This is a genomic window from Mammaliicoccus stepanovicii (genome assembly GCF_002902525.1).
Lineage (GTDB): Bacteria > Bacillota > Bacilli > Staphylococcales > Staphylococcaceae > Mammaliicoccus > Mammaliicoccus stepanovicii.
On the sequence record NZ_PPQZ01000022.1, the window covers coordinates 1 to 24,223 of the forward strand.

Genomic DNA, 24,223 nt, shown 5'->3' on the forward strand with positions numbered 1-24,223 from the left:
TCCGACTAAATCTACATTTGTTGGGATGTCAATTGTATAATTTCCGTCTTTATCTGTTGTACCTGTCGCTGTTGTACCATCTGGGAACGTGATAGTGACAGTTGAGTCTGGCTCTGAGGTACCCGTTATCACTGTGTCTTCACTTGTTACCGGATTGATTGACGGCGCATTTGGCGCTGTTGTATCCGTTACGGTCGTTGATACTTCATCTGACTTGTTACCAGCTTGGTCTGTTGATGTAACTGGTAATACTTCGCCTCCAACTAAATCTACAGTTGGTGGAATAGTAATCTCATAATCTCCATTTTGATCAGTTATACCAGTCGCTGTTGTACCATCTGGGAACGTAACAGTTACTGTTGTTCCTGGTTCTGCTTTACCCGTAATTACTGTATCTTCACTTGTTATTGGGTTTACAGTTGGCGCTTCTGGTGCTGTGGTATCTGTAACTGTTGTAGTTGTACTTGGTGAAACATTTCCTGCTTGATCTGTTGATGTAACTGGTAATACTTCGCCTCCGACTAAGTCTACAGTTGTTGGAATGTCAATTGTATAATTGCCGTCTTTATCTGTTGTACCTGTTGCTGTTGTACCATCTGGGAACGTGACAGTGACTGTTGAATTTGGTTCTGATGTACCAGTTATCACTGTATCTTTACTCGTTACCGGATTGATTGATGGCACATTTGGAGCTGTTGTATCCGTTACAGTCGTTGATACTTCATCTGACTTATTACCACCTTGATCCGTTGATGTAACCGGTAGGACTTCGCCTCCAACTAGATCTACTTTAGCTGGAATATCAATTGTATAGTTTCCATTTGTATCCGTCGTTCCAGTTGCCGTTGTACCATCTGGGAACGTGACAGTGACTGTTGTTCCTGGTTCTGATATACCAGTTATCACTGTATCTTCACTTGTTACCGGATTAACAGTTGGTACAGTTGGTGCTGTTGTATCTGTAACCGTTGTAGTTGTACTTGGTGAAACATTTCCTGCCTGATCCGTTGATGTAACTGGTAATACTTCTCCTCCAACTAAATCTACAGTTGTCGGGATATTAATTGAATAGTTTCCATTTTGGTCAGCTACACTAGTTGCTGTCGTACCATCTGGGAACGTAACAGTTACTGTTGAATTCGCCTCGGCTGTTCCTGTTATAACCATATCTTCACTTGTTACACCATTAACAGTTGGTGCATTTGGTGCTGTTGCATCTGTCACAATAGTTGATGCCTCTGGCGATTTATTCCCATTTTTATCAGTTGATGTAACTGGTAGGACTTCGCCCCCAACTAAACCTACTACTGCTGGAATATTGATTGTATAATTTCCATTTGTATCTGTTGTACCTGTCGCTGTTGTACCATCTGGGAACGTGACAGTGACTGTTGTTCCTGGTTCTGAGGTACCTGTTACAACTTTATCTTCACTCGTTACCGGATTGATAGTTGGTATACTTGGCGCTGTGACGTCTGTAACAGTTGTCTTCGTGTTTGGTGAGACATTTCCTGCTTGGTCCGTTGCCGTAACTGGTAATACTTCTCCTCCAACTATATCTACAGTTGTCGGAATATTAATTGTGTAGTTTCCATTTGTATCTGTTGTACCTGTTGCTGTCGTACCATCTGGGAACGTGACAGTTACTGTTGAATTTGCTTCGGCTGTTCCTGTTATCACTGTATCATCACTTGTTACTGGTTTTACTGTTGGTGCTGGTGGTGCTGTTACATCTATAACTGTTGTTGTTGCTTGTTCTGATACATTGTCATGCTTATCAGTTGATGTAACTGGTAGGACTTCGCCTCCAACTAAATCTATTCTTGCTGGGATATCAATTAAATAATTACCATCTGCTCCAGTTACCCCTATTCCTTTAGTTCCATCTGGGAATGTTAATATTACAGTTGATCCAGGCTCTGAAGTACCTGTTACAACTTTATCTTCACTCGTTACTGGATTAATAGTTGGTGCTACTGGTGCTGATGTATCTGTAACAACAGTCGTTGCTTCATTTGAAACATTTCCTGCTAAATCAGTTGATGTTGCAGATAATGTTTCGCCACCTACTAAATCTATGGAAGCTGGAATATTGATTGTGTAGTTTCCATTTTGATCAGCTACACTAGTAGCTTTCGTGCCATTAGGGAACGTAATAGTTACAGTTGTACCCGCTTCTGACTTACCAGTGATAACTGTATCTTCACTTGTTACAGTATTTACTTTCGGGTCTTTTGGAGCTGTTATATCAACAACTGTTGTAGTTGTTGCAATAGATACATTTCCTGCTTTATCAGTAGAAGTTATTGGCAATACTTCGCCGCCAACTAAATCTACCTTTACTGGAATATCAATGATATAACTTCCATCAGATTCAGCTACGCCTGTACCTTTTGTACCATCTGGGAACGTTACAGTCACAGTTGAAGCTGGTTCTGCTTTACCCGTGATGACTGCGTCTTCACTATTAACTGGATCTATACTTGGTGCATTTGGTGCTGTAACATCTAAAACCTTAATAGTTGAAATGTTAGATAAGTTCCCTGCTTTATCAATAGCAGTTGCTCTTATTAATTCTCCACCTAGAAGATCAATTTCTGCAGGAATATTAATAGCATATGTTCCATTTGATGCTGTTACACCTGAAACTGATGTACCATCTGGGAAGATGATTCTTACTGTTGAATCTGGTTCTGCCGTACCTGAAATTGTCGGCATTTCACTTGTAATAATATTAATTACTGGATCATTTGGTGGCGTTGCATCTGTAACAACTTCTTGTGGAGACAAATCACTTGTTCTTCCATTTTTAGTTGCTGTTGATGTCAATACAGTTCCTGCAGCTAACGGCTGATCTAATACAATTACAGCTGTAGCACCATTTGATGGTACAGTTACTGAACCAATTACATTATTATTGCTATCACGAACTGTAATCAATGAATCTGCACTACCATTAACCCTAATGAAATTATCATTATCGTCAATTGGATTTATTTTAGGTGTTGGTACACTATTTGCATCTACTATTTCAAATGTACTCACTTCATCATTGGCATAAATTGGTGAATCGATAGCAATCGTATATCTACCTTCTGGTGATTGCGGGATATTTATTATAAATGTCCCGTCCGCTTTAACAGTGCTAGAACCAATAACATTACCATTTAGATCAATTACTTTGGCAGTTTGTGTTAATGCACCTGGTTTCAATGGAACAAAGCCTGAAACAACTGTATCTGTCATTGTAATATCGATAGCTTCTGGTTTTCCGACTAGTGGTGATGTTTTATAATTATTTATCTCATCTCCATCGTTTTTACCATCGCCATCTGTATCATTATTCTCAGGATTCGTTTGAGAAACTTGGCGTTCGAATCTGTCTAACAAACCATCATAATCATAATCTTGTAGCGCTAAAGTTGATGTACCGAGTGTATGGTTAATTAATAATCCGTTTTTGTCTGATAAATAACCAGCAAATGTGTAATCTTCAAATTGTTTTGTTGTACCGATGATTAGATTACCATTCGCATCATATTGCGCATTTTGCGTTAATATATTATTGACATCTTGGTTTAATTTCACGACCATTCTTACGCCAACAGTTTCTGGTAAACCGTTATTAAATTCAATTAAACTATTTAAATCTGCGCTTGTAATCGTTCCATTTCCTTGGCCGTCAATCGTTAAGTCAGCTACTTTATTCGCTGCATTATAAGTTTTATCAAATCCATTTAGACCATTGTAATCATATCTATGCAATTCTACATTTTGAATATATGGTGCTAAATCTTTATCAATTTGAAAATGATATGACCAACCACTGTCTTTGTTATAAGTATATGTACCATTTTTCATAATTTGGTGGTCAATGATAAACGCACCATTTGTACCAGCAGTACTATCAAATAATACAGAACCACTACTTGCTTTAAATGCATTACTACTATCAGCCGAAATATTATTTTTTAATTGAATTAAATCACTGTCTGCACTCGTTAAGAAATAACCACTACTTTCAGAAGTTCGGACAATTTTATTATTTGTACTATCACGAACAAATAATTGGTAATTCAATTTGTTATTATTTAAATCTCCAGCACTACTTAAAATATTTGCTACAGTGTCATCAAGTTCTATTTTTCCACCTTTAGCTGTATACTGCGATAAGATTTCTGCCCCTCCAAATAGACCATCATTTGCTCTAATGAAGTTGACTTCCCATGTATTAGTTGGATTTCCGTTTTCATCAACTAATCTAACAAATTCAATTGGTGTTGTTCTACCAGATGGATTTGCCGATATTTTAGTGACATGACTTGCAATAATAGGGTCTAATTTTAAGTTGATTTTATATCTCGTACCTGAATTAGATCCTGAGATATAACTGTCGATTTCAAATGGAATGACATTACCGTTTAAAGTAGCTGCTTTATCTAATGTTCCTGGATCGAAAATCATTGAACCAAATGTATAGTTATCAATATAACCTAGTGATTTTTCGATTTGTGGATCTTGTAAAGCTGCTGCTCTTAATGCACTTGGCGTTGCCATAGCACGCATCATCGTTCTTGCTGGCGCTGCTAAAGTTTGTACGCTTCTTTGGTTATTAGCTAATTGAATTAAAGAAGCTCTTAATATTTCTGCATTGATTTCTTCATCTGTAGCAGTTGTATAATCAATATTGACATTTTTCATTATCGCATCTGCATCTGCTTTTGATAAAGATTCATTTAAGTAAGCTGAAACTACTTCTTCTTTATTTGTTGACCCTGATAAATTTGTAATTAATTTAGATTCTGTTGATGTGTTAGGAGTAGATTTTGCTGTTGTTAATGCTTTAGGTGTTGGTGATGTTGCTGTTTTAGGTGTTATAACTTTAGGAGTAGTAACTGCTGTTGAGTTTGTTGGGTTTGCTTGAGAGGTTTCTTGTGATGTTGTTGTGTTCGTTTCTTGTGGTGTTGGTTTAACTTCAGAAGGTAGTACGGGTTCTTCTTTAGTAGATTCGTTTGTATTTATAGGTTGTTCAGTAGTGGATGGTTCTTCTAGAGATGTTTGACCTTTAGTTTCACTTGTTTGTGTGGGGTCTGGTTGTGATTTTTCTTCGGTAGTTGATTGCTGATCGTTTGTATTGGATAAAGGTTTGTCTTCAGTTGATAAAGGATTCTGCAAATCAGTTTCGGAATTTTCAGTTTTTTCATTGTATAAATTAACATCATCCGGACTTGCTTCGGTATCTGTAACAATTTCAGGATTGTCCACTTTGACTGGTGAACTATCATTGGTTACCGGTATTGGCTCTTTATCTTTACTACTTTCATTGCCTTGAGTTGAATTTGTATCTAACTCATCCGCCTTCGCTTCATTACTTATTCCAAACAATAGCATCGAACCTAATAATATTGATGCCGTACCTACCGTGAATTTTCTAATAGAATATTTATTTAATCTATTAGGTAAAAAATCATATCTCTTGTTCATTTATTTACCACCTTCTTATTTGATAATATTCATAATACCCAATTAATGTAAAAATTACAACATATTTCTAAAAATATATTTTCATACCAATAGGATATTTGCGAATATTTAAGATAAAACTTATACTCAATAGACATCAACATTATATTTCAATATAATTTATTTACCAAAACCAAAAGACAATGTGTATAAACACATTGTCTTTTGGTTTTCCTTTAACAGGGGGCATTTTTAATATATTGTTTTGATATCATACAAATATTCCATTATTTTAATATAATGCTAGCAATTACGAGCCATGATGTTACAACCAAAGGAACAATCGTTTTAAATAAAAATATTCCATGCTTTTTCTTTTGGTAAATATCCAATATTAGCCAAACAATAATAAGAACAAGACCCAATAATATGAAAATCGGATTCATGGATAATACATCTTCTTTCAATTCTATCGTTAACCTCTTTTTAGTAATTAATAGAAGAATAATTGAAATTCCAAAGTAATAGCCTGCTCTAATTTTTGATGTTTTGAGATATAATTCATACTTATCCAAATCTATTTCATTATCATTTTGCGCTTTGAGAAGTAAATATTTTACTCGCGTAGGTTTAATCCAAAAGAATTTCACTGCGAGATACATAAAGATAAGTGATCCTAGATGTGTAAACATAATATAATCATTCAAATCTTTCCCGATTTGATACAATCCTAAATTGTAAATACCAAATAAACTTAATATGATCGCAATATCAATAATAATGAAACTAATAGAGAATCGTTCTGATTTCAATAAGCTACCAAAAATAACAGCAATAAATATAGCAAACAAGCCTATTAGCATTGCATATATCAAAATAAAGCCCCCCTTTTAAAAAAACGATATACACGATTACGCTTATAAACTAATGATATACAACTCATTACAAATTGTATACATTTTTTGTAATTTTTTACATTTATCATCAATATAATTCATTGAGTACCTTCTCTTGGATTAACTATTGCGTTATTCCACAAGAACCATCTAATTATTAAAAAAACGAGAAAATCACTTTTAATCGTGATTTTCTCGTTTGAATTAAGTCTGAAACAAATGATATCTCAGGTTCTTTATTTGTAGAATATTTATTTAATTGGTATCCATATTTCAGTAATATAATCTGATGATGTAACATCACCTGATGGATAATATTCAAACTGGGGTGCAATTCTTAATTCATATTCAGAAGAATCGTTTACCATTTCCAATGCATCTTGTGTGACTTTTTGAAGTTCGTTTGGTACTGGGCCAATTGCTTCAAACATTAAATATTTACCACTTGGTATTACGCCCGTATTCCATTCTTCATCCTCATGGTCTGAACTAACTGCTATCATATAATCTAATCCGGGTTTTTTAGGGAAACATACACCTAAAAAACCTTGGAAGTATTGATTTGATTGATTTAGAAGTTTATTATTTTTACCTGTATTATTCATTTCTTCCCAAAATACTGGAATCTCTTTATGGGTTTCTTCTGCCGTATAATAGCGTCTCGACTCACCTATTACAATCGTCTTATTTAAATGTTTTTCTTTAAACTCCATATAAACATCTCCTTTGTTTTAACTTCCAGAACCTACTTTTTTACCTTTTTCATCATATTCAGTAACATAACCGTCTTCATCTATAATGTATGATCCAGCTAAATTCCCATCTTTATCTTCAAATGAGAAACCCCATTCACCTTTATCATTTTGTTCTGGTTCTTTGTATTTATATGTGTCTGTATCTAATTTATGACCTTCATAAGATTCAACTTTATCAATAACATTTTCGCGTGTGACTTTTTCTGAAGATTGATCATTTTCTTCAGAAGAATACGTTCCATCGAACATCTTTACTGTACGTGCTATTTCTGCATCTGTAGCATCATATAATTTCAGTACTTTAGGGTTATTCATAATTCTTTCTGATTCTTTTTGTGACCAGTCATCATCCTCTAACCATTTATTGTCATGAAAATGAGATGGTACACCATATACTGAAATAGTGCCGTCATCATTATTTTTATACACAACTTGTCCTGCAGCTGTTGGCGTACCCGCTATTCTTTGAACACCTTCAGGATACTTTATCGTATGTTGTTTATTGTATGGATTTAAATATTCTCCTTCTAATGATTCATTTTCAAGTTCTGGTTTCATTTTATCAGAGGTATCTGATTCTCTGTAGGTTGGTATTGCTGTTAACAATACTTTAGCGTAATATTCATTTGATGTTGTATCTACATTCGAATCCTGTTTACTTTGTTTAGCTGCCATACTTTCACCATATTCAATTTTTTCTTCTAGTTTCCTAATTTTGCTATCACCTTTATGTTTGTTATATAAATCAGAAATATTATATTCTATGAACGTGTTGCTACCTTCAACTTCTTTATAATCAAATATTGCACTTTGAGTCATAATGTATACAATTTTTTCCTTATTTATTCCGACAATAGTCGCATATGGACCTTTGGATGGTTCCACTCCATAAAAATTCATGCCTTCTGGTTTATTATCCATTTTATTTAATTCTGGGCTTTCTGAAAGTGTTAGCTTATCAAAAGACTTTGTTATTTTTTCTCCTGCACCTGAGGTCATTGTAAAACTACCTTTTAGTAATTCATCTGCAGTTACAACTTTAGATTCTAAATTTGATTCCATTAAGGTCATTGCAATCGTTTCTTTTTCAGAAATATTGGGCACTTCACTTTTTGAACTAGCGTGCGTATCTTTATTTTTTGTATTACTATTACTCGAACTTTCTTTCGTTTTGTGCTCACTTTTTTGTTCACTTTTATTCGTTTCTTTGTCACTCGAACCATTACCAATACTAAAACTACATCCAGCAATCGTTACTGATGAAACTAAAACAACACCTATATACAGTATTTTCTTCATAAGAGCACTCCCCCCCATTAAATTGATGAAAATTTCTAATTTTATTGTAATTTATTTAATTGTAACAAAAAAACAACATTTTAAATATAATCACCCAATATTTTACAATATTTAGTTTGAAATCTTACATATTGTGGAAATATATAGTGAGACATATTTTAAAAATCGAGTGAGGGAGTTTATATAAGTGGACACTAAAATTATTTTGCGTAGTTTATGTGCAAGTTTGTTACTTTTATCAGCCTGTTCAAATAAAGATAATAATGAAACTACCAAAAACACGAAGTCGCAATCACAGAAAGAACATTCAATAGATCGACAACTAACTAACGCTGACAAAAAATCTGGTAAACCATTTAGTAACGTTGCTTATCCAAATGATGGTGTAAAAGGTATTTATGTAACAGCAAATTCTACCAAAGGCGAGAAGTTTGAAGAACTCACAAATTTTATAGATCAAACTGACTTAAATGCTATGGTCATTGATGTTAAAGATGATAATGGAAATATTACTATTAATTTTAATACTGGAGATAAACTGATAGATAATAATAGCATAAATATTGTCGATGCTAAGCCATTATTAAAGAAAATGGGAAAGAAAAATATCTATCCAATTGCACGTATTGTAACTTTTAAAGATACGAAGTTAGCTGAAAAGCATCCTGAGTGGTCGTTCAAGAATCCAGATGGTAGCGTTTGGGAGAACGGAGGAGGCGACAAATTCGTAAATCCATTTATGAAAGAAGTATGGAAATATAACATAGACATCTCTAAACAAGCTGCTAAAGCAGGATTTAAAGACATACAGTATGATTACGTACGTTTTCCAGAAGAATTTGAAGACGTAGAAAAAAACCTTACATACAATAAAGAAGATTATAAAGACAGTAAACTAAATGAAGTTGACCAACGTGTGGATACTATTACTCAATTTTTAAGAACTGCTAGACATGAACTAACAGACTATGATGTTAAAGTATCTGCAGACGTATTCGGCTATGCCGCAATGGTTGAAGAAGCACCCGGTATAGGACAAAGTTTCCAAAAAATTTCTAAAAATGTAGATGCCATTTCATCAATGATATATCCATCCCATTGGAGTTCAGGTGATTTTGGTATAAAGTCACCTGATTTAGAACCATATAACACAATCGACCAATATTTAGATAAAGAAACAGCCATTCTAAACGAACTTGGCAAAGACAAACCAAAATCAAGACCGTGGTTACAAGATTTCACCGCTTCGTATTTAGGTGCTGGTAACTATAAAGTTTATGATAAACAAGCTATAGAAGAACAAATCCAGTCACTAGCTGATCATGGAATTAATGAATTCTTGCTATGGAATGCACCCAACGACTATACACAAGGGATTAACTATAACTTAAAACCTAACAAAGACAAGCTTAAAGTAAATGAACAAGAAATTAAAAAAATAGAGAAAAACCGCAAGCAATCATAACAAGATAATGGCTAATGTAGGTGGTCCTGATAATGTAATGGATGTTGAAAATTGTATGATACGACTAAGATTTGAGTTATCTGATACTTCATTAATTAATGAAGACAAAATTAAACAAATAGGTGCACATGGAACTGTAATTATCGATAAACATCATGCACAAATCGTAATTGGTCCCGAGGTTAATAAAGTCTCAAAATATTTAATTCAAGAATTAGAAACTTAACTTTTTTAAAACTACATATTCTTGAATAAAAGAGAAAATCTAAAACAAAATCCATACTTAGTTTCAAATAATCCATACCCTTTACACATGTAACAGATAGTAGACAAACTGAACTTATGACTCTAAGTTCAGTTTTTTTATGTATTAGATTCTATTTTTCCGCTTCAATAGTTAAAATTATATACTGGTAAATAGTTTACCAGTAAGACAATTAATGTTATAGTACTTTTATAACATTTTCGAAAGGAGCATTTATGGAAAACAATAATTTCTTTGAACTCATTCATAATGCTGAATTGTTTAACGATGCAACAATGACGTTATTTATGAAAAAATTTAATATGAACGTAAATATTTCACAAATTCTAGCATTATCAAAGCTTAAAGAGGAAGGCCCTCAAAAATCTACTGCTTTAGCTGTTTCTCTTGGATATACTTCTGGTGCTATAACTAAGCTCACAAATAATTTAGTTAAAGGTGGATACATTAAGCGAGAACCCCAAGAACATGATCGTCGTGTAATTTTAATTTCGATTACGGATAAAGGGCTTGAAGTATTGGAAGAAGCTCAAAATCAAGGTCAGAACATGAGAAATGAGGTTTATTCTGTTTTAAATACTGATGAAGTTAATCAATTATTAAATATACAGAAAAAATTATATGAGCGAGTGAAACAATTAAATGCAGACAATAAATAATTTTAGAGGTGCTTTAAATGCTTAACAAGAAGATTCATTTTGCTTGGATAATATTGATTGGACTTAGTATTGCTGTCGGTTTAGGTAAGGCTGCTTTAAATAATTCAGCTGGATTGTTTTTAGCGCCTGTTTCTCAAGAATTAAATGTTGGTGTGGGTAGTTTAACGCTCTATTTAAGTGTCTCTTCTATTGTAACACTGCTATTCCTTCCTTTTGGTGGAAAGCTCTTAACTAAATATAGTGCGCGTTTAGTATTATTTATTGCCATAGTTTTACAAGCTGGCACATTCGCCTTATTTGGTTTATTGAATTCTGTTTGGGGTTGGTATATTTTAGCGATACCTTTAGCAATGGGTGGTGTTTTTATCACAGTCATTGGTGGACCTGTATTAATTGAAAGATGGTTTAAGAAAAGTAAAGGACTTGCCTTAGGTATATTATCAGCAGTTGGTGGACTTCTAGGCGTGTTTAGTCAACCAATCGTTGGTGCATTAATTAGTCAATTTGGTTGGCGGAATGCCTATCTCATTACTGGAAGCGGCGTACTTATTATTGTTGGTCCTATTCTATTATTATTAATCCGAAACTTCCCTAAAGATAAGAAAACTAAAGCATATGGTGACACAAATATGAATACCGTTCATCAAGAGCAACCTCAGTTAGCTGAAGGTATTGATTACCAAACAGCTAAACGAACGCCCGCTTTCTTCTTACTAGGACTATTTTTCTTTATCATTACCGCAATCTCTAGCTTTACAATTCACGTACCTACTTATCTCGTCAATCACGGTCAAGAAGTTGGTGTTGCAGGTGCAATGATGTCTGCACTTATGGTTGGTGTTTTTGTTGGCTCACTTGTATTCGGTATTTTAACAGACAAAATTGGTGCTAAAAAAGTCGGCTTGCTCGCTATGTTACTTGGACTAGTTGCTACAATTTTACTACTTATGATGCCTAATTTTGTACTTGTCGTATCTATCGCTTTATTCTTATTTGGTGTATTTACTTCTTCAATAGGTACGATAGCCCCCACGATGGCTTCCTCATTATTTGGTAGTAAAGATTACAGTCAAATTTATTCTTCTTCATCGATTGGACTTGCTCTTGCTTCTATAGTCGCTTTACCTGCTTATGGATTTATATATGATGTTTCAGGGAGTTATACAATTGGTCTAATCATCATCATGATATTGTTTGTTATTAATATCATCTCAATTATTATAGCTTTTAAAAATAAAGAAGTTCTTGTTAGTAAAGGATATTGGAATACAAATTAGAAAGGTGATTTAAATGACTAAATTAAATAATAAAATTGCTATCGTCACAGGTGGTGCTGGTGGTATTGGTTCTGGAATTGTACGTGCATATGTAAAAGAAAATGCTAAAGTTGTCATTGCTGATATTGCAGCTGAAAAAGGACAAGCATTAAGCGATGAGCTAAACGATCAAGGTTATGAAACATTATTTATAAAGACAGATTTAAGTAACAAATCATCACTAAAAGCTTGTGTTGATCGTACGATTGAGACTTATGGACAAATTGACGTATTAGTAAATAATGCACATGCCTCTCGCATGAGTCCTTTCTTAGATATTACAGAAGACGACTTGAATTTATCATTAAATACAGGATTTTTCGCAACATTTTATTTGTGCCAGATGATTATCCCACATTTAAAAGAAACGAAAGGTAATATTATAAACTTTGGTTCTGGAGCAGCAGTTAAAGGTGATAAAAATCAAGGTTCTTATGTAGTAGCTAAAGAAGCAATCCGTGGTATAACACGCGTTATTGCAAATGAATTTGGAGAATTTGGTATCAATGCTAACATCATCTCACCTATCGCATATTCAGAAGGTGTCGATCAATGGAGACAAGATAATCCAGAATATTATAATCAAGTTGTAAAAGGTATACCTCTACAAAAATTTGGTGATGTAGAAAAAGATATCGGTCCCGTAGCAGTATTTTTAGGTAGTGATGCATCGCAATATATTACAGGTCAGACGATTATGGTTGATGGCGGAAGTATTAAGCTTTATTAACTATATAAAGAAAGCGTGAATAATATGGAAAAATTAATGAACAATAAAGTTGGAATTGTAACAGGATCAGGGAGTGGAATAGGTAGAGCCAGTGCATTAGCCTTTGCCAATTCAGGCGCAAAAGTAGTTGTTTCAGATATTTCGGAAGCAGCAGGAAATGAAACAGTAAAAATAATAAAAGAACAAGGTGGCGATGCTTTATTCGTTAAATGCAATGTCGCAAACGAAGAAGATGTTAAACACCTGATTAATACGACTATAGCGCACTATGGACAACTAGATTGGGCGCATAATAATGCTGGTATTGGTGCACCAACTTCTCCAGTAACTGAAATTGATACAAAACATTGGCAACGTGTCATTGATGTTACCTTAACAGGAACATTCTTGTGTCTGAAGTACGAAATTCCTGCAATGCTTGAATCCGGTGGCGGTGCAATCGTTAATACTGCATCTACTGGCGGATTAGTTGGAACACCAGGTTTGTCACCATATATTTCAGCAAAACATGGTGTCACTGGATTAACGAAAAGTGTGTCGTTAGAGTTCGGCAAACAAAACATTCGAGTCAATTCTATATGCCCCGGCATGACACGTACAGCAGCTGTTGAAAGCTGGAGTCAAGAATCGGCCGAACAAGCAAAAGCATTTGAGGCAGGCATACCTTTGGGCCGAATGGGTACAGCAGAAGAGCAAGCTAATACTGCAGTTTGGTTATGTTCAGATCAATCTAGCTTTATTACAGGTGTAAACCTTGCAGTAGACGGCGGAGAAACAGCAGAATAATTTAGATTATATTTCATGACAACTAGAAATTTATTTTGCGGTCCACATAATTAGTTATCTGGACCGCAAATGGAATTCTACGATAAATAAATAGCCACACCTACAAAAAATCCCCTCACTACTGGATATAGTGAGGGGATTTTTTGTAGGTATATAAAGTATTATGCATAAAACTCAATCAGAAATTTCTTCCCCTTGTGGTTTACCAAAATCAATTTCTTCCTCGTTATATGTTCCACCATTCAAATAGAAATCCTGAATTTCATCTTTTAAATTTTTCTCTTCATTCATCCTCATAACCTCCCAATATTTCATGCGTTTTATCATTACCTTGATTTATCTTTAAATATATCACAATATAGAAAATTCCTATCTACATATTTCTTCTACAAACGCTTGTACTGATGACTTGTTTTGCCATGTATCTACGAAATTTGCATCTAAGTGTATCAGTTGTTGCTCTGTCCATATATATTCACCGTCTTCTGATCCTTGTCCACCAACTTCATACGCAATGTTTTGTTTCTTGAAGTATTCCATCAGTGTCTCTTTTGCATTTTCTCTTTCTTCTATATATGTTTTTACTTCGTTATTATCTATGACATATGCGTCGACTTGTGTGGCGCCTTCAACCATGTCTTTCACTTCTTCCATTACTGGCAATTCATAACACATTATTCCTATTGGACCGTCATCTGGAGCAAACATATATTTCGTTAATGGAAAGACACTGTCTCTCCACTTAATTTCATCGTATGTCGGCAACGTTTTATAATCCATTGTATAATCATCATACCTTACACCTTCAACTTCGAATTGCTCATGCTGAATATAAGGACAGCTGGCTATCCAGTCTTGTGCACTTTCTTTATCTTGGAATAAACCTACTATGTGATTATTACCTGCTTGATTCATTTCTAATATATACATCCATTCACGTCCTTTCTATCAATTTTAAACAAGTTACTTAAGTATTAAATATTGCTACACTGAAATTAAAGTTATCTTGAGGTGGAATTGATACCCAATCCTCATATTTGTTTAATTTTATATTTTTCTCTATTGTAAAATCAAATCATTCAGTAGGTATTCGCTTCAACCTTATCCCATCAAGTTGCTTCACCAAATTATACTGCAATTTCTTTATATTTATTTTCAATTTAATTTATCTAAATTATTTATTAAATATATCTTTCATTGACAAAATTCTCAAAACTTTTATAATTGAGAATGTTTCTCAATAAAATATTATAATTAAAAAGGAAGTTGATTGTATGGAGATTGATTTTAAAGAATTTTCACGAGAGATACATAATCATTTTCAAGACATTGAAGATAAAGACATTAAACGATTGTATGAAAAGGCACATCAAGAGGTTTTCAATCGTATTAATCAACTTGCTAAATTTGAGCATATAGATAAAGATTTGATATTCCAAGATGCGCGCATGATGCGTGAAATAAATGATTCAATTCGAAATTTAACGATAAGTTATATTCAATTTGAGCAAGATCAACATCAATTTGCTGATGTATATCAAAATATTTTTGAATTTGTTGAAGGTGAACATTTAACAGATGTATTCTTTGAACAAAGCGTTACTGAAGGACACCCTTTTCATCCGATGACCAAAACAAAATTGGGTTTTGAAGTGTGTGATGTTATCAACTATTCTCCTGAATTTAGACGTACCGTCAAAGTCATTCCAGTGTTATGTAAATCTGACTTAGTTCAAGATGTCAAATTGAACAATACAGATGTACTTTTTAACTTTACTCAAAAGGTTGCTCATTATTGTGAAAACAACGATATTGAGCTAGATGATTATAAATTACTATTCATTCATGACTGGCAGCTTAATCATTTCATGATGCCTAACTATATCAATTTAATAAATGATCAACACATCTTGCCACTTCATGAACTTGCAGTTGAAGCAAATCCGTTATTATCATTTAGAACTTTAGATGCACCCGAACTCAATTCTATTATTAAGACTGCCGTCAATGTCCAAGCTACTAGTGCTGTCAGGAACGTTTCACCTGCATCTATTAAAAATGGATTGGCATTGAGCAGTGCTGTCGAACATATATATCGAAATAATGGATATACAAATAGTTATATTCAACAAGATTTAGCTGGTGGATTCTTCACTGCTGATAAAGAAAATGCTAATAAATGTAGTTATATGCTTAGAGGTCGTATACCTCAAGAACCTGGAAGTCACAATATTGTATGTGCCAGTTTAATTACTAAGAGTTTTATAACTGACAAACCAGTAGTTATTGAATGCATCGAAACAATCATGCAAAAGCAAAGCTTGAATTTTGAAGAGGCTACTTCACTGTTCTTAACGCAATATACAAATATATTATTAGAATCCACTTATAGATTAATGCTCGAAGAAGGTATAAGTCTTGAGGCTCATATGCAGAATAGTACAATGGTTATTAAGGACGGCTTACCAATTGCTATTTATGTTAGAGACTTTGGTGGTGTAAGACTATTTGAAAGTGATATTAATATAGATGATTCTACCGGATTACACACAAATGAATTCCAAGATTTATTATCAGTGTTTTCACATGCTGTATTATATAATCATTTATTCCAATTAATCCGTGTTCTTGAATCGCATCATTTCAATGCCTCAACTGGTTATCATATTATTCGTGAAGCGATTTTGTCGTATCACAAATCATATACTCCAGAAATTGATATATTAAGCGAACCAACTTTCAAAATTAAATCATTACTAAAAATGAGAATTTATGCTGAAGGCTATGACTATCAATATACAGAAATAAATAATCCTTTATACACGGAGGCCAAATAAGATGAGTTGGACGAAAGAAGTATTCGCGCATGCTAATAAATACGAAACTGATTATATAGAACATTGTATTCAAGAAAGCATTAATATCACGATTAAAAAATTATTAACATGCCTATATGATGAAAAAACAAACCCTATTCAACGTGTTGAAAGTGTTGGAAATATTAATAAACTATATGTTAAACATGACATATTCATGGAATATGACACAGTAGATACACATCTTCAAATTCACGAAGGAGAAACACTTTATCCCGTTACTGATCCTCTTGACCTTATCGATTGGTTAGATTATTACTGTGTTGACGCTTTTGATTATCAAAAGTTAAAAATCGAAATTGAAAATCACCTTATCAACCAGGCATTAAGCTTTATACATTGTTCAACTGCACCTAAGAGCGACCACCCGTTATTGCATAGTGAGCAATATGTCATAACAGGCCATAACATTCATCCGTGCGCAAAAACAAAGTTAGGACTGACTTTCAATGAAGTTATGTTATATTCTCCAGAATATAATCAAGCCTTTAAATTAAATTGGTTACTGATCAAACAAGGTTTATTATTTAATAATTTAGAGGATCAAGAAGTACAAAAAATAGCAAAATTCAGCGGCTATAACGGTGAAATACCTACGGGGTATGACTTAATTCCAGTTCATCCTTATCAATTTGAGCATACTATCCCTCAAGTTTATAAAGAGGAAATCGAACAAAAATCAATTATTCCATTGAAACATAAAGGTGGATTAGTTAAGAGTACTTCTTCATTTAGAACGGTTTGTCCTTTAGATCATGTGACGCCACTTTTAAAATTACCTGTAAATTCTCAAATGACGTCAACAATCCGTTCAATTAGTAACAATAGTATTATTAACTCTAAAAATATCGGTCAATATTTTGAATATATTTATAACAATGATGAACGTTTGAAATCAATTAGTATACCAGTATTAGAATTTGGTGGTATGACTTATCTACATGACATAGAAGACAAACAACGTAATTTATCGTTTATCTTACGTGAAAACAACACAAAATATATTACAACAAACGCATCGTTCTATACTGCGACTTGTTTATTTGAACATAATGAAAAAAACAAGAAAATTTATATAGACCTAATAGAATCAGCAAGTGATATACAATCACCTATTGAATGGTTTGAGCAATATGCATCAATACTTATTGAAACAACACTTACCTTAATGACAAAATACGGTATTGGACTTGAAGCACATCTGCAAAATATTTCATATGAATTTGCTGCTGGTGTACCACTTAGATTGCACTTACGAGACTTCGGAGGGCTAAGAATTGATGCTTCTCGTACACCGGAATGGCTAACGTTAAGTCAAGCACTAACAAACGCTACTACTGAAGGTATGTATGAAAAAGTTCAAAACACTTTAATCAGCAATCATTTAAATACGCTGATAACACATTTTAGTGAAGACTTCGACTATAATACACAAACATTGTGGCGCAAAGTAAGTCGTATATTTAACAATATATTTGGAAAACTACAAGAACAACATATACCGCATGCTGAAGATGATTTGAAAGCCTTCTACACTGAGACAATTAATGAGAAGGCGCTCTTAACGATGCGTGTTTCAAACAACAAAGATGATATCTATATACAACGAGCAAACCCGCTTTTGATTAACGATGAAATTAAAATTTAACCCATATCATCGTTTTGTAAGTTCTCAGTTAGTTGCTCGAACGATAGATTGGATAGATATCATTGCCTTAAATTGGCTAACATTACAGCTTACTGATAGCGCAATGTTCATTGCATATATAAACTTTGCTCGATTAATGCCACAGTTAGCTTTTGCGTTTGTAATAGGTAAATTAATAGATACTGTAAGCTCTACTAAACTCATGTATATGATACACGGATTTAATATATTACTAACATTAGGTGTTGTTTATTCATTTGCACAAGAATGGAACATTTATTATATACTCATCATTATTATGGCGAGATCGTTTTTCCAGGCTATAGATACTGTCCAAAGAAATGCGCTTATTCAAAGCTTTGTAACAAGATCACATTTAAATAAAGCAATTAGCTTAAATGCTCTAATATTAAATATTTCAAGGTTAGCCGGACCGTTTATTGGTGGTATATTACTTGCTCAATTACAACCATCTATCGTCTTGTCCTTACCTATTATGGCGAGTATTGCTGTTATTCTGCTCAATCAAACATTACCTGCAGTCCATCAACAAACGCAAGAAGAACATAAAATCTGGTCATATTTACGAGAACAACCAGTCATTATATTACTGATGTTATCAAGTGTATGTTCGATGTTATTCGGATTCTCGTATACCATCATATTGCCAAGCATTGTGAAAGAACAATTTGGAAATCAAACCATGATTTATTCAATATTCACATCTATGATTGCTGCTGGATCCATTTTAATATTAATGATTTTCATGAGAACTAATAGTAAAAACAGTATTCAAAGTTTAAAATTATGGACAATTATATTTACAGTAACAATAGCCGCCTTCATGTTTACACATAACACATATTTGTACGCTATCATATTGTTTATAATGGGATTTGCCTCACAAGCATTTAGAACAACAAATAGAATTTTAGTACAACAACTTGTTGATCCTAAATATAGAGGTTCTGTACTATCCATTTCAATGATGGATAAAGGTTTCATTCCTTTAGGTGGGATTATGTTGAGTTTTATATTTGAACAACTCGGCCTACAATTTGTTTATATGACTATGATAATCGGACTACTTGTCACTTTAATTTGTGTCATGTTAATGCTAAATAAGGAGAGTCAATATGGAGAGAATAAAACAAACACTACAAGATTCTAACTACGATTATTACGTATACGATTTAACCGAATTACAAAACAGACTATCATGGATAACATCTGTCACAAAGCATGATATTTATTATGCTGTAAAAGCCAATTCAAATTTAAAAATACTAGAAACTGTAGCACCTTATGTTTCGGGATTCGAAGTGGCTTCCCCTGGTGAAATTGAGAAAGTTAGATCTATTTCTAAAGATATTAATATTATTTATGGTGGTCCTGTAAAAACTACCAAAAATCTTGAATATGCTTTAAATGAGCACGTCAAATCAATTCAAGTTGAAAGTTTATATGAGTTAGATAGCCTAGAATCACTGTTAAGAAATTCTGGCCAATCAATTGAAGTAATGATTCGAATTAATTTAAGCAATATTAAATCGACGGCTAAATTAAAGATGGCTGGTGTACCTACCCAATTTGGTATGCCTAAAGAAGACATTGAAGAAGCCATTCAAATATGCAAAGATACCGACAATATAACTTTAACAGGTTTCCACTTCCATTCAATGAGCAACAATCTAGATGAAGATGCTCATGTAGCATTTATTGAGCGCGCTATTGAATTTACGAATCTATATCAGTCAGAGTTACCTGAGAATTATTCAATTAATGTCGGTGGCGGCATAGGTATAGATTACAGTGAAGAAAAAATATTCGATTTCGACTATTTCGCAACCCGCATTCATCATTTGCCTCATTTAACTTTTGAATTAGGACGTTTTATTACTAGTCCTATTGGTTATTATGCAGCAAATGTATTTGACATCAAGACTATTCATCAAGAAACATTCATCCTCTTAAATGGAGGTACGAATCACTTTAGATTCCCTAAAGCTTGGAATCATAATCAACCATATGAAATAATAACATGTGAGCCATCTCCAAACCGAAGAATAAAGTCGGTATCAGATGAAACAGTTGTATTCGCGGGTAAACTTTGTACGCCTAATGATGTATTCGGTCAACCTTACAACATTAAGCATATTCAAACCGGTGATTGGATTGTATTTAAATATGCAGGAAGTTATGGTTTTGATATAAGTCACCTCCAATTCTTGTCACATGAACTACCAATCATCAAATATATATGAAATATTACTAAATCATATTGACATAAATAGCCAAAATTGTGATAATGATGTTAATTGATAATCATTATCATTGTTACACCTTAAACATCATCAGAAAGAGGTCATATTTAATGAAGAAAATTTTATCAGCATTATTAGTAATGGTTGTACTGCTAGCCGCTTGTGGAAATAATAAGAATGAAGAGGCTTCAAATAAAGATACAAGAGAAATTAAACATGCAATGGGTACTACTAAAGTTCCTAAACATCCTAAACGTATTGTAGTATTAACAAATGAAGGAACAGAAGCTTTAGTTGCGATGGGTGTCAAACCAGTCGGAGCAGCAAATTCATATGAAGGAAATCCTTGGTACAAGCACCTTTCGAAACAATACAAAGGTATCGAACCAGTTGGAGCAGAAAGTGAAATCAACTTAGAGAAAATTGCTAAACTGAAACCAGACTTAATTATTGGTAATAAATTCAGACAAGAGGCACAATACAAAAAATTATCTGAAATTGCACCAACTGTATATTCAAAAGAATTACGTGGTGATTGGAAAAATAACTTTAAATTATATGCTAAAGCAATCAACAAAGAAGAAAAAGGCAAAGAAGTTATTGCAAATTATGATAAGCATGTAGCAAAAACTAAAAAAGAGCTCGGCGATAAAGTAAATTCAGAAGTTTCTATGGTCCGCTTTATGCCTGGCGATGTAAGAATTTATCATAAAGATACTTTCTCAGGTGTTGTCTTAGATGAATTAGGAATCAAGCGTCCTAAAGGTCAAGATAAAGATGATTTCGCTGAAAAAGGCGTAACGAAAGAACGTATTAAAGCAATGGATGGAGATTATTTATTCTATTTCACATTCGAAAATGGAGATAAGAAAGTTACAGAATTAGAAAAAGAATGGGTAAACGACCCTGCATTCAAAGAATTAAATGCATCTAAAAAAGGCCATGTATTTAAAGTAGATGACGCTGTTTGGAACACTTCAGGTGGTGTGTTATCTGCAAATATGATGGTAGATGATTTAAAGGAAAAACTGAGTGAAAAATAAATATATTTGGTGGTTTCTCGGATTCACAATTTTGTTTATCATATTATTCATATCAAGTATGATGTTAGGCTATAAGCATTTCTCATTTATGGATATATGGAATCATTATGTATATGGAGAAACAATCAAAGATCAACGAGTTCTAACACAACTAAGACTACCTCGCGCAATTTTGGGCGGGGTTGTCGGCGTTTTAATGGGTATTAGTGGTGTAATGATCCAAACCATTACACGTAACCCCTTTGCTAGCCCTGGAATTATGGGGGTAAATAGTGGTGCCAGTCTCATGGTAGTCATTGCTACTGTTGGTTTCGGAATCAATGGTGCTTTTCAATTAGCATTTATGGCATTTATCGGTACTATTATTATCGCTACACTTATTATTCTTGTTACAACATTGCCGTTCAAACCTTTTAATGCGATGGAACTCACATTATTTGGTGCAAGTATAAGTGCCTTTTGTATGGCAATAACACAAGGACTGCTTATTTATAACGAATCAGCTATTGAACAAATCATTTATTGGTTAAATGGTTCTGTATCTGATAAAAGTACAAATATTCTTGTATATATTTGGCCGTTCATCTTAGGTGGTCTCATTCTTGCTATATACATGGCTAAACCTTTAAATTTATACATGTTAAGTGATGATGCTCTCAAAGGACTTGGTGCCAAAATACTTTCAATCAAAGTATTCACAATGATAGCGGTCGTATTATTAAGTGGTTCTGCGGTTGCACTAGCAGGTCCAATTGCATTTATTGGTCTCATTACACCACATGTAGCAAAACTAATATGTAAGTCACACAACCACTATGTCATCATTCCATTGTCAGGTATTCTAGGTGGCTGCTTATTGTTGTTAAGTGACATATTAAGTCGTTATTTACTTATGCCACGAGAATTACCTGTTGGCATTACGACAGCATTAATTGGAACACCAATATTCATCTATTTAATTCTTAAACGTAAGGAGTTAACAGAATGAAAAAACTCATCATACTTATCATCTTGTTCATGTTAACCACCTTAATAACGCTCGTTTTTGGGGATAGCATTATTCCGCCTCAAGATGTACTGAGTGGGCTTTTTAAGATTGGTGATCCATATACAAACCTTGTCATTAATACTTTAAGACTACCGAGAGTCTTACTTGCAATTGTTGCTGGTGCTGCACTCGGTATCGCAGGTTGTGTATTACAATTCATTACGAAAAACCCACTAGCATCACCTGATGTTATAGGTATTTCACAAGGTGCAAATGTAGGTTCATTATTCTTCTTAATCGTATTAACAACAAGTACAGAAGCACTATTATTACCTATTACATATCAACCTATCTTCTCAATGATAGGTGCACTTGTAGTGACACTGCTTTTATACGTATTAGCACTCAGAAAAAACTATAAGCGAGACCGTCTAATCCTAATCGGTATCAGCTTTAATATACTATGCCACGCAATAGTTATGTTCTTGATTTTGACTTCCAATAAGAGAAGCGCTCAAGCACAAATTTGGATTACCGGTTCTGTACATCAAGCAGAATATAACCAAGTTCTTATAATCGGTGCTATCTTAATTGTCGTAATGTTCATGCTCATATATTATGCACGTTCATTCGATATACATTACCTAGGCAGAAATTTATCCTATGCACTAGGTAATCAATATCAATATATTTCCATTATCGCTTTATTATCAATGAGTATACTGATTGGTATTTCAATGAGTTATGTTGGAGGCATCCAATTCGTTGGCCTCATCGCACCACACATAGCTATGAAAATTGGTGCACAACAATTTCGAAACAGAATGTTATATAGTGCATTAATAGGTGCCATGATATTACTTTTGAGTGACTTAATAGGCAGAACAATCTTCTTGCCAAAAGAAATTCCAGCAGGTATATTCACTGCACTCATCGGTTCACCATTCTTTATGTATTTATTGATTAAGAGTAGGAAGTAAATATGTATTTTAAGCTTCTTTTTGAAAATCAAATGACATATTTACCCATTTTCTAATTAAGATAGCTAATCCGAAAATTATGGATTAGCTATCTTTTCTTTATTTATAAATTCGTTCCAAATTCCACTTCTATACCTTCAATTGATAAATTAACTGCAACATTTTATTATCAAATACTTCTTTAATGTAAAAATTTGTATATTTATGAAATTGTGATATATTTATTTTCGATAATGAAAACTTTAAAGGAAGCTTTTTTATACCAAAAATACAAAGTTGAAGCACTCGAATCAACTATGAAGCCATAAGAACAAAAAGAAGCTAAAATTTTACTTAAATTGCACTAACATACCATCTCAGCAAAGGAAGTGACATCTTGAAAATTAAAAAAGCTTTTTCGAGTATGATTATTGTTTTAGTTATTGGTTTTATATCTGTAACCTCACTAAGTTACATTGGATATGTGCCTGGCAGAACTAATTTTCTAGAGAAAATTGGTAAATGGTCTTTCATCAATATTTATGACAATATAGTTTATAACGGTTGGATTTCTATATATATTTTCTTTTCTATATGTTTTTTCTTTTATGAATTATTTGCTAGTGAAGATGAATAAACACCTTCTAACTACTAAAAAAAGCAGTAAAAATCCTTATTATTTAATAAGAATTTTTACTGCTTTTTCTTTAATTATATCTTTCTTCTATGTTAAAAACTTTCCAAACCACAAATGATAGTATCCAGGATAATAAGAATAACACTACTAATATATATCCTAACCATTCTAATG

The 24,223-nt window shown here is 33.3% G+C and carries 19 protein-coding genes; 14 read left to right on the top strand and 5 right to left on the bottom strand.

Annotation, left to right across the window (positions count from 1 at the left end):
• The 4 genes from CD111_RS12730 to CD111_RS04685 form a co-directional block, all read right to left on the bottom strand.
• Window positions 1–5,484 (bottom strand): Ig-like domain-containing protein (locus CD111_RS12730; RefSeq protein ID WP_103268490.1); only part of this gene is annotated, 5,484 nt, incomplete at its 3' end.
• Between the two features lie 266 nt (window positions 5,485–5,750).
• Window positions 5,751–6,338: a DUF5080 family protein gene (locus tag CD111_RS04675; protein WP_095085326.1), complete on the bottom strand. Its 588-nt coding sequence runs from the start codon at window positions 6,336–6,338 to the stop codon at window positions 5,751–5,753.
• A 272-nt stretch (window positions 6,339–6,610) separates the two neighbouring features.
• Window positions 6,611–7,072 (bottom strand): GyrI-like domain-containing protein, encoded by a 462-nt coding sequence (locus tag CD111_RS04680; RefSeq protein ID WP_095085324.1) that lies wholly within the window; start codon window positions 7,070–7,072, stop codon window positions 6,611–6,613.
• Between the two features lie 18 nt (window positions 7,073–7,090).
• On the bottom strand, window positions 7,091–8,413 hold the full coding sequence (locus tag CD111_RS04685; RefSeq protein WP_095085322.1) for a hypothetical protein: 1,323 nt from the start codon (window positions 8,411–8,413) through the stop codon (window positions 7,091–7,093).
• Window positions 8,414–8,600: 187 nt separating this feature from the next.
• On the opposite strand from CD111_RS04685, the gene CD111_RS04690 reads away from it, so the two are divergent.
• From CD111_RS04690 to CD111_RS04715, 6 genes are all read left to right on the top strand, one after another.
• Window positions 8,601–9,878 carry a putative glycoside hydrolase gene (locus tag CD111_RS04690; protein ID WP_095085320.1) on the top strand — a complete coding sequence of 426 codons (1,278 nt, stop codon included), beginning with the start codon at window positions 8,601–8,603 and terminating at the stop codon, window positions 9,876–9,878.
• 7 nt (window positions 9,879–9,885) lie between these two features.
• Entirely contained in the window at window positions 9,886–10,104 is a 219-nt protein-coding gene (locus CD111_RS04695; protein ID WP_095085318.1) for a PTS sugar transporter subunit IIB, read from the top strand.
• 254 nt (window positions 10,105–10,358) lie between these two features.
• Complete coding sequence (locus CD111_RS04700) at window positions 10,359–10,802, top strand: MarR family winged helix-turn-helix transcriptional regulator (protein WP_095085316.1); 444 nt, start codon at window positions 10,359–10,361, stop codon at window positions 10,800–10,802.
• Window positions 10,803–10,819: 17 nt separating this feature from the next.
• On the top strand, window positions 10,820–12,079 hold the full coding sequence (locus CD111_RS04705; protein ID WP_095085314.1) for an MFS transporter: 1,260 nt from the start codon (window positions 10,820–10,822) through the stop codon (window positions 12,077–12,079).
• Between the two features lie 13 nt (window positions 12,080–12,092).
• On the top strand, window positions 12,093–12,848 hold the full coding sequence (locus tag CD111_RS04710) for an SDR family NAD(P)-dependent oxidoreductase (RefSeq protein WP_095085312.1): 756 nt from the start codon (window positions 12,093–12,095) through the stop codon (window positions 12,846–12,848).
• 24 nt (window positions 12,849–12,872) lie between these two features.
• Complete coding sequence (locus tag CD111_RS04715) at window positions 12,873–13,634, top strand: SDR family NAD(P)-dependent oxidoreductase (RefSeq protein ID WP_095085310.1); 762 nt, start codon at window positions 12,873–12,875, stop codon at window positions 13,632–13,634.
• A 369-nt stretch (window positions 13,635–14,003) separates the two neighbouring features.
• Here the strand turns inward: CD111_RS04715 and CD111_RS04720 are convergent, their stop codons facing one another.
• Window positions 14,004–14,564, bottom strand: coding sequence for a hypothetical protein (locus CD111_RS04720; protein WP_095085308.1), 561 nt, complete (start codon window positions 14,562–14,564; stop codon window positions 14,004–14,006).
• A gap of 344 nt (window positions 14,565–14,908) precedes the next feature.
• Between CD111_RS04720 and CD111_RS04725 the strand changes: the two genes are divergently transcribed.
• From CD111_RS04725 to CD111_RS04760, 8 genes are all read left to right on the top strand, one after another.
• Window positions 14,909–16,471, top strand: coding sequence for an IucA/IucC family protein (locus tag CD111_RS04725; protein ID WP_095085306.1), 1,563 nt, complete (start codon window positions 14,909–14,911; stop codon window positions 16,469–16,471).
• Between the two features lies 1 nt (window position 16,472).
• Complete coding sequence (locus CD111_RS04730) at window positions 16,473–18,158, top strand: IucA/IucC family protein (protein WP_095085304.1); 1,686 nt, start codon at window positions 16,473–16,475, stop codon at window positions 18,156–18,158.
• A complete protein-coding gene (locus CD111_RS04735; RefSeq protein WP_095085302.1) occupies window positions 18,142–19,329 on the top strand; it encodes an MFS transporter in 1,188 nt (395 codons plus the stop codon). Before CD111_RS04730 ends, CD111_RS04735 begins: the two co-directional genes overlap by 17 nt.
• On the top strand, window positions 19,295–20,422 hold the full coding sequence (locus CD111_RS04740) for an alanine racemase (RefSeq protein WP_095085300.1): 1,128 nt from the start codon (window positions 19,295–19,297) through the stop codon (window positions 20,420–20,422). The genes CD111_RS04735 and CD111_RS04740 overlap by 35 nt, the downstream gene beginning before the upstream one ends.
• Window positions 20,423–20,532: 110 nt before the next feature.
• A complete protein-coding gene (locus CD111_RS04745) occupies window positions 20,533–21,465 on the top strand; it encodes an ABC transporter substrate-binding protein (RefSeq protein ID WP_095085298.1) in 933 nt (310 codons plus the stop codon).
• Window positions 21,455–22,453, top strand: coding sequence for a FecCD family ABC transporter permease (locus tag CD111_RS04750; protein WP_095085296.1), 999 nt, complete (start codon window positions 21,455–21,457; stop codon window positions 22,451–22,453). Before CD111_RS04745 ends, CD111_RS04750 begins: the two co-directional genes overlap by 11 nt.
• Window positions 22,450–23,433 (top strand): FecCD family ABC transporter permease, encoded by a 984-nt coding sequence (locus tag CD111_RS04755; protein WP_095085294.1) that lies wholly within the window; start codon window positions 22,450–22,452, stop codon window positions 23,431–23,433. Before CD111_RS04750 ends, CD111_RS04755 begins: the two co-directional genes overlap by 4 nt.
• A 376-nt stretch (window positions 23,434–23,809) precedes the next feature.
• On the top strand, window positions 23,810–24,049 hold the full coding sequence (locus CD111_RS04760; RefSeq protein WP_095085292.1) for a hypothetical protein: 240 nt from the start codon (window positions 23,810–23,812) through the stop codon (window positions 24,047–24,049).
• The last annotated feature ends 174 nt before the right edge of the window (window positions 24,050–24,223 follow it).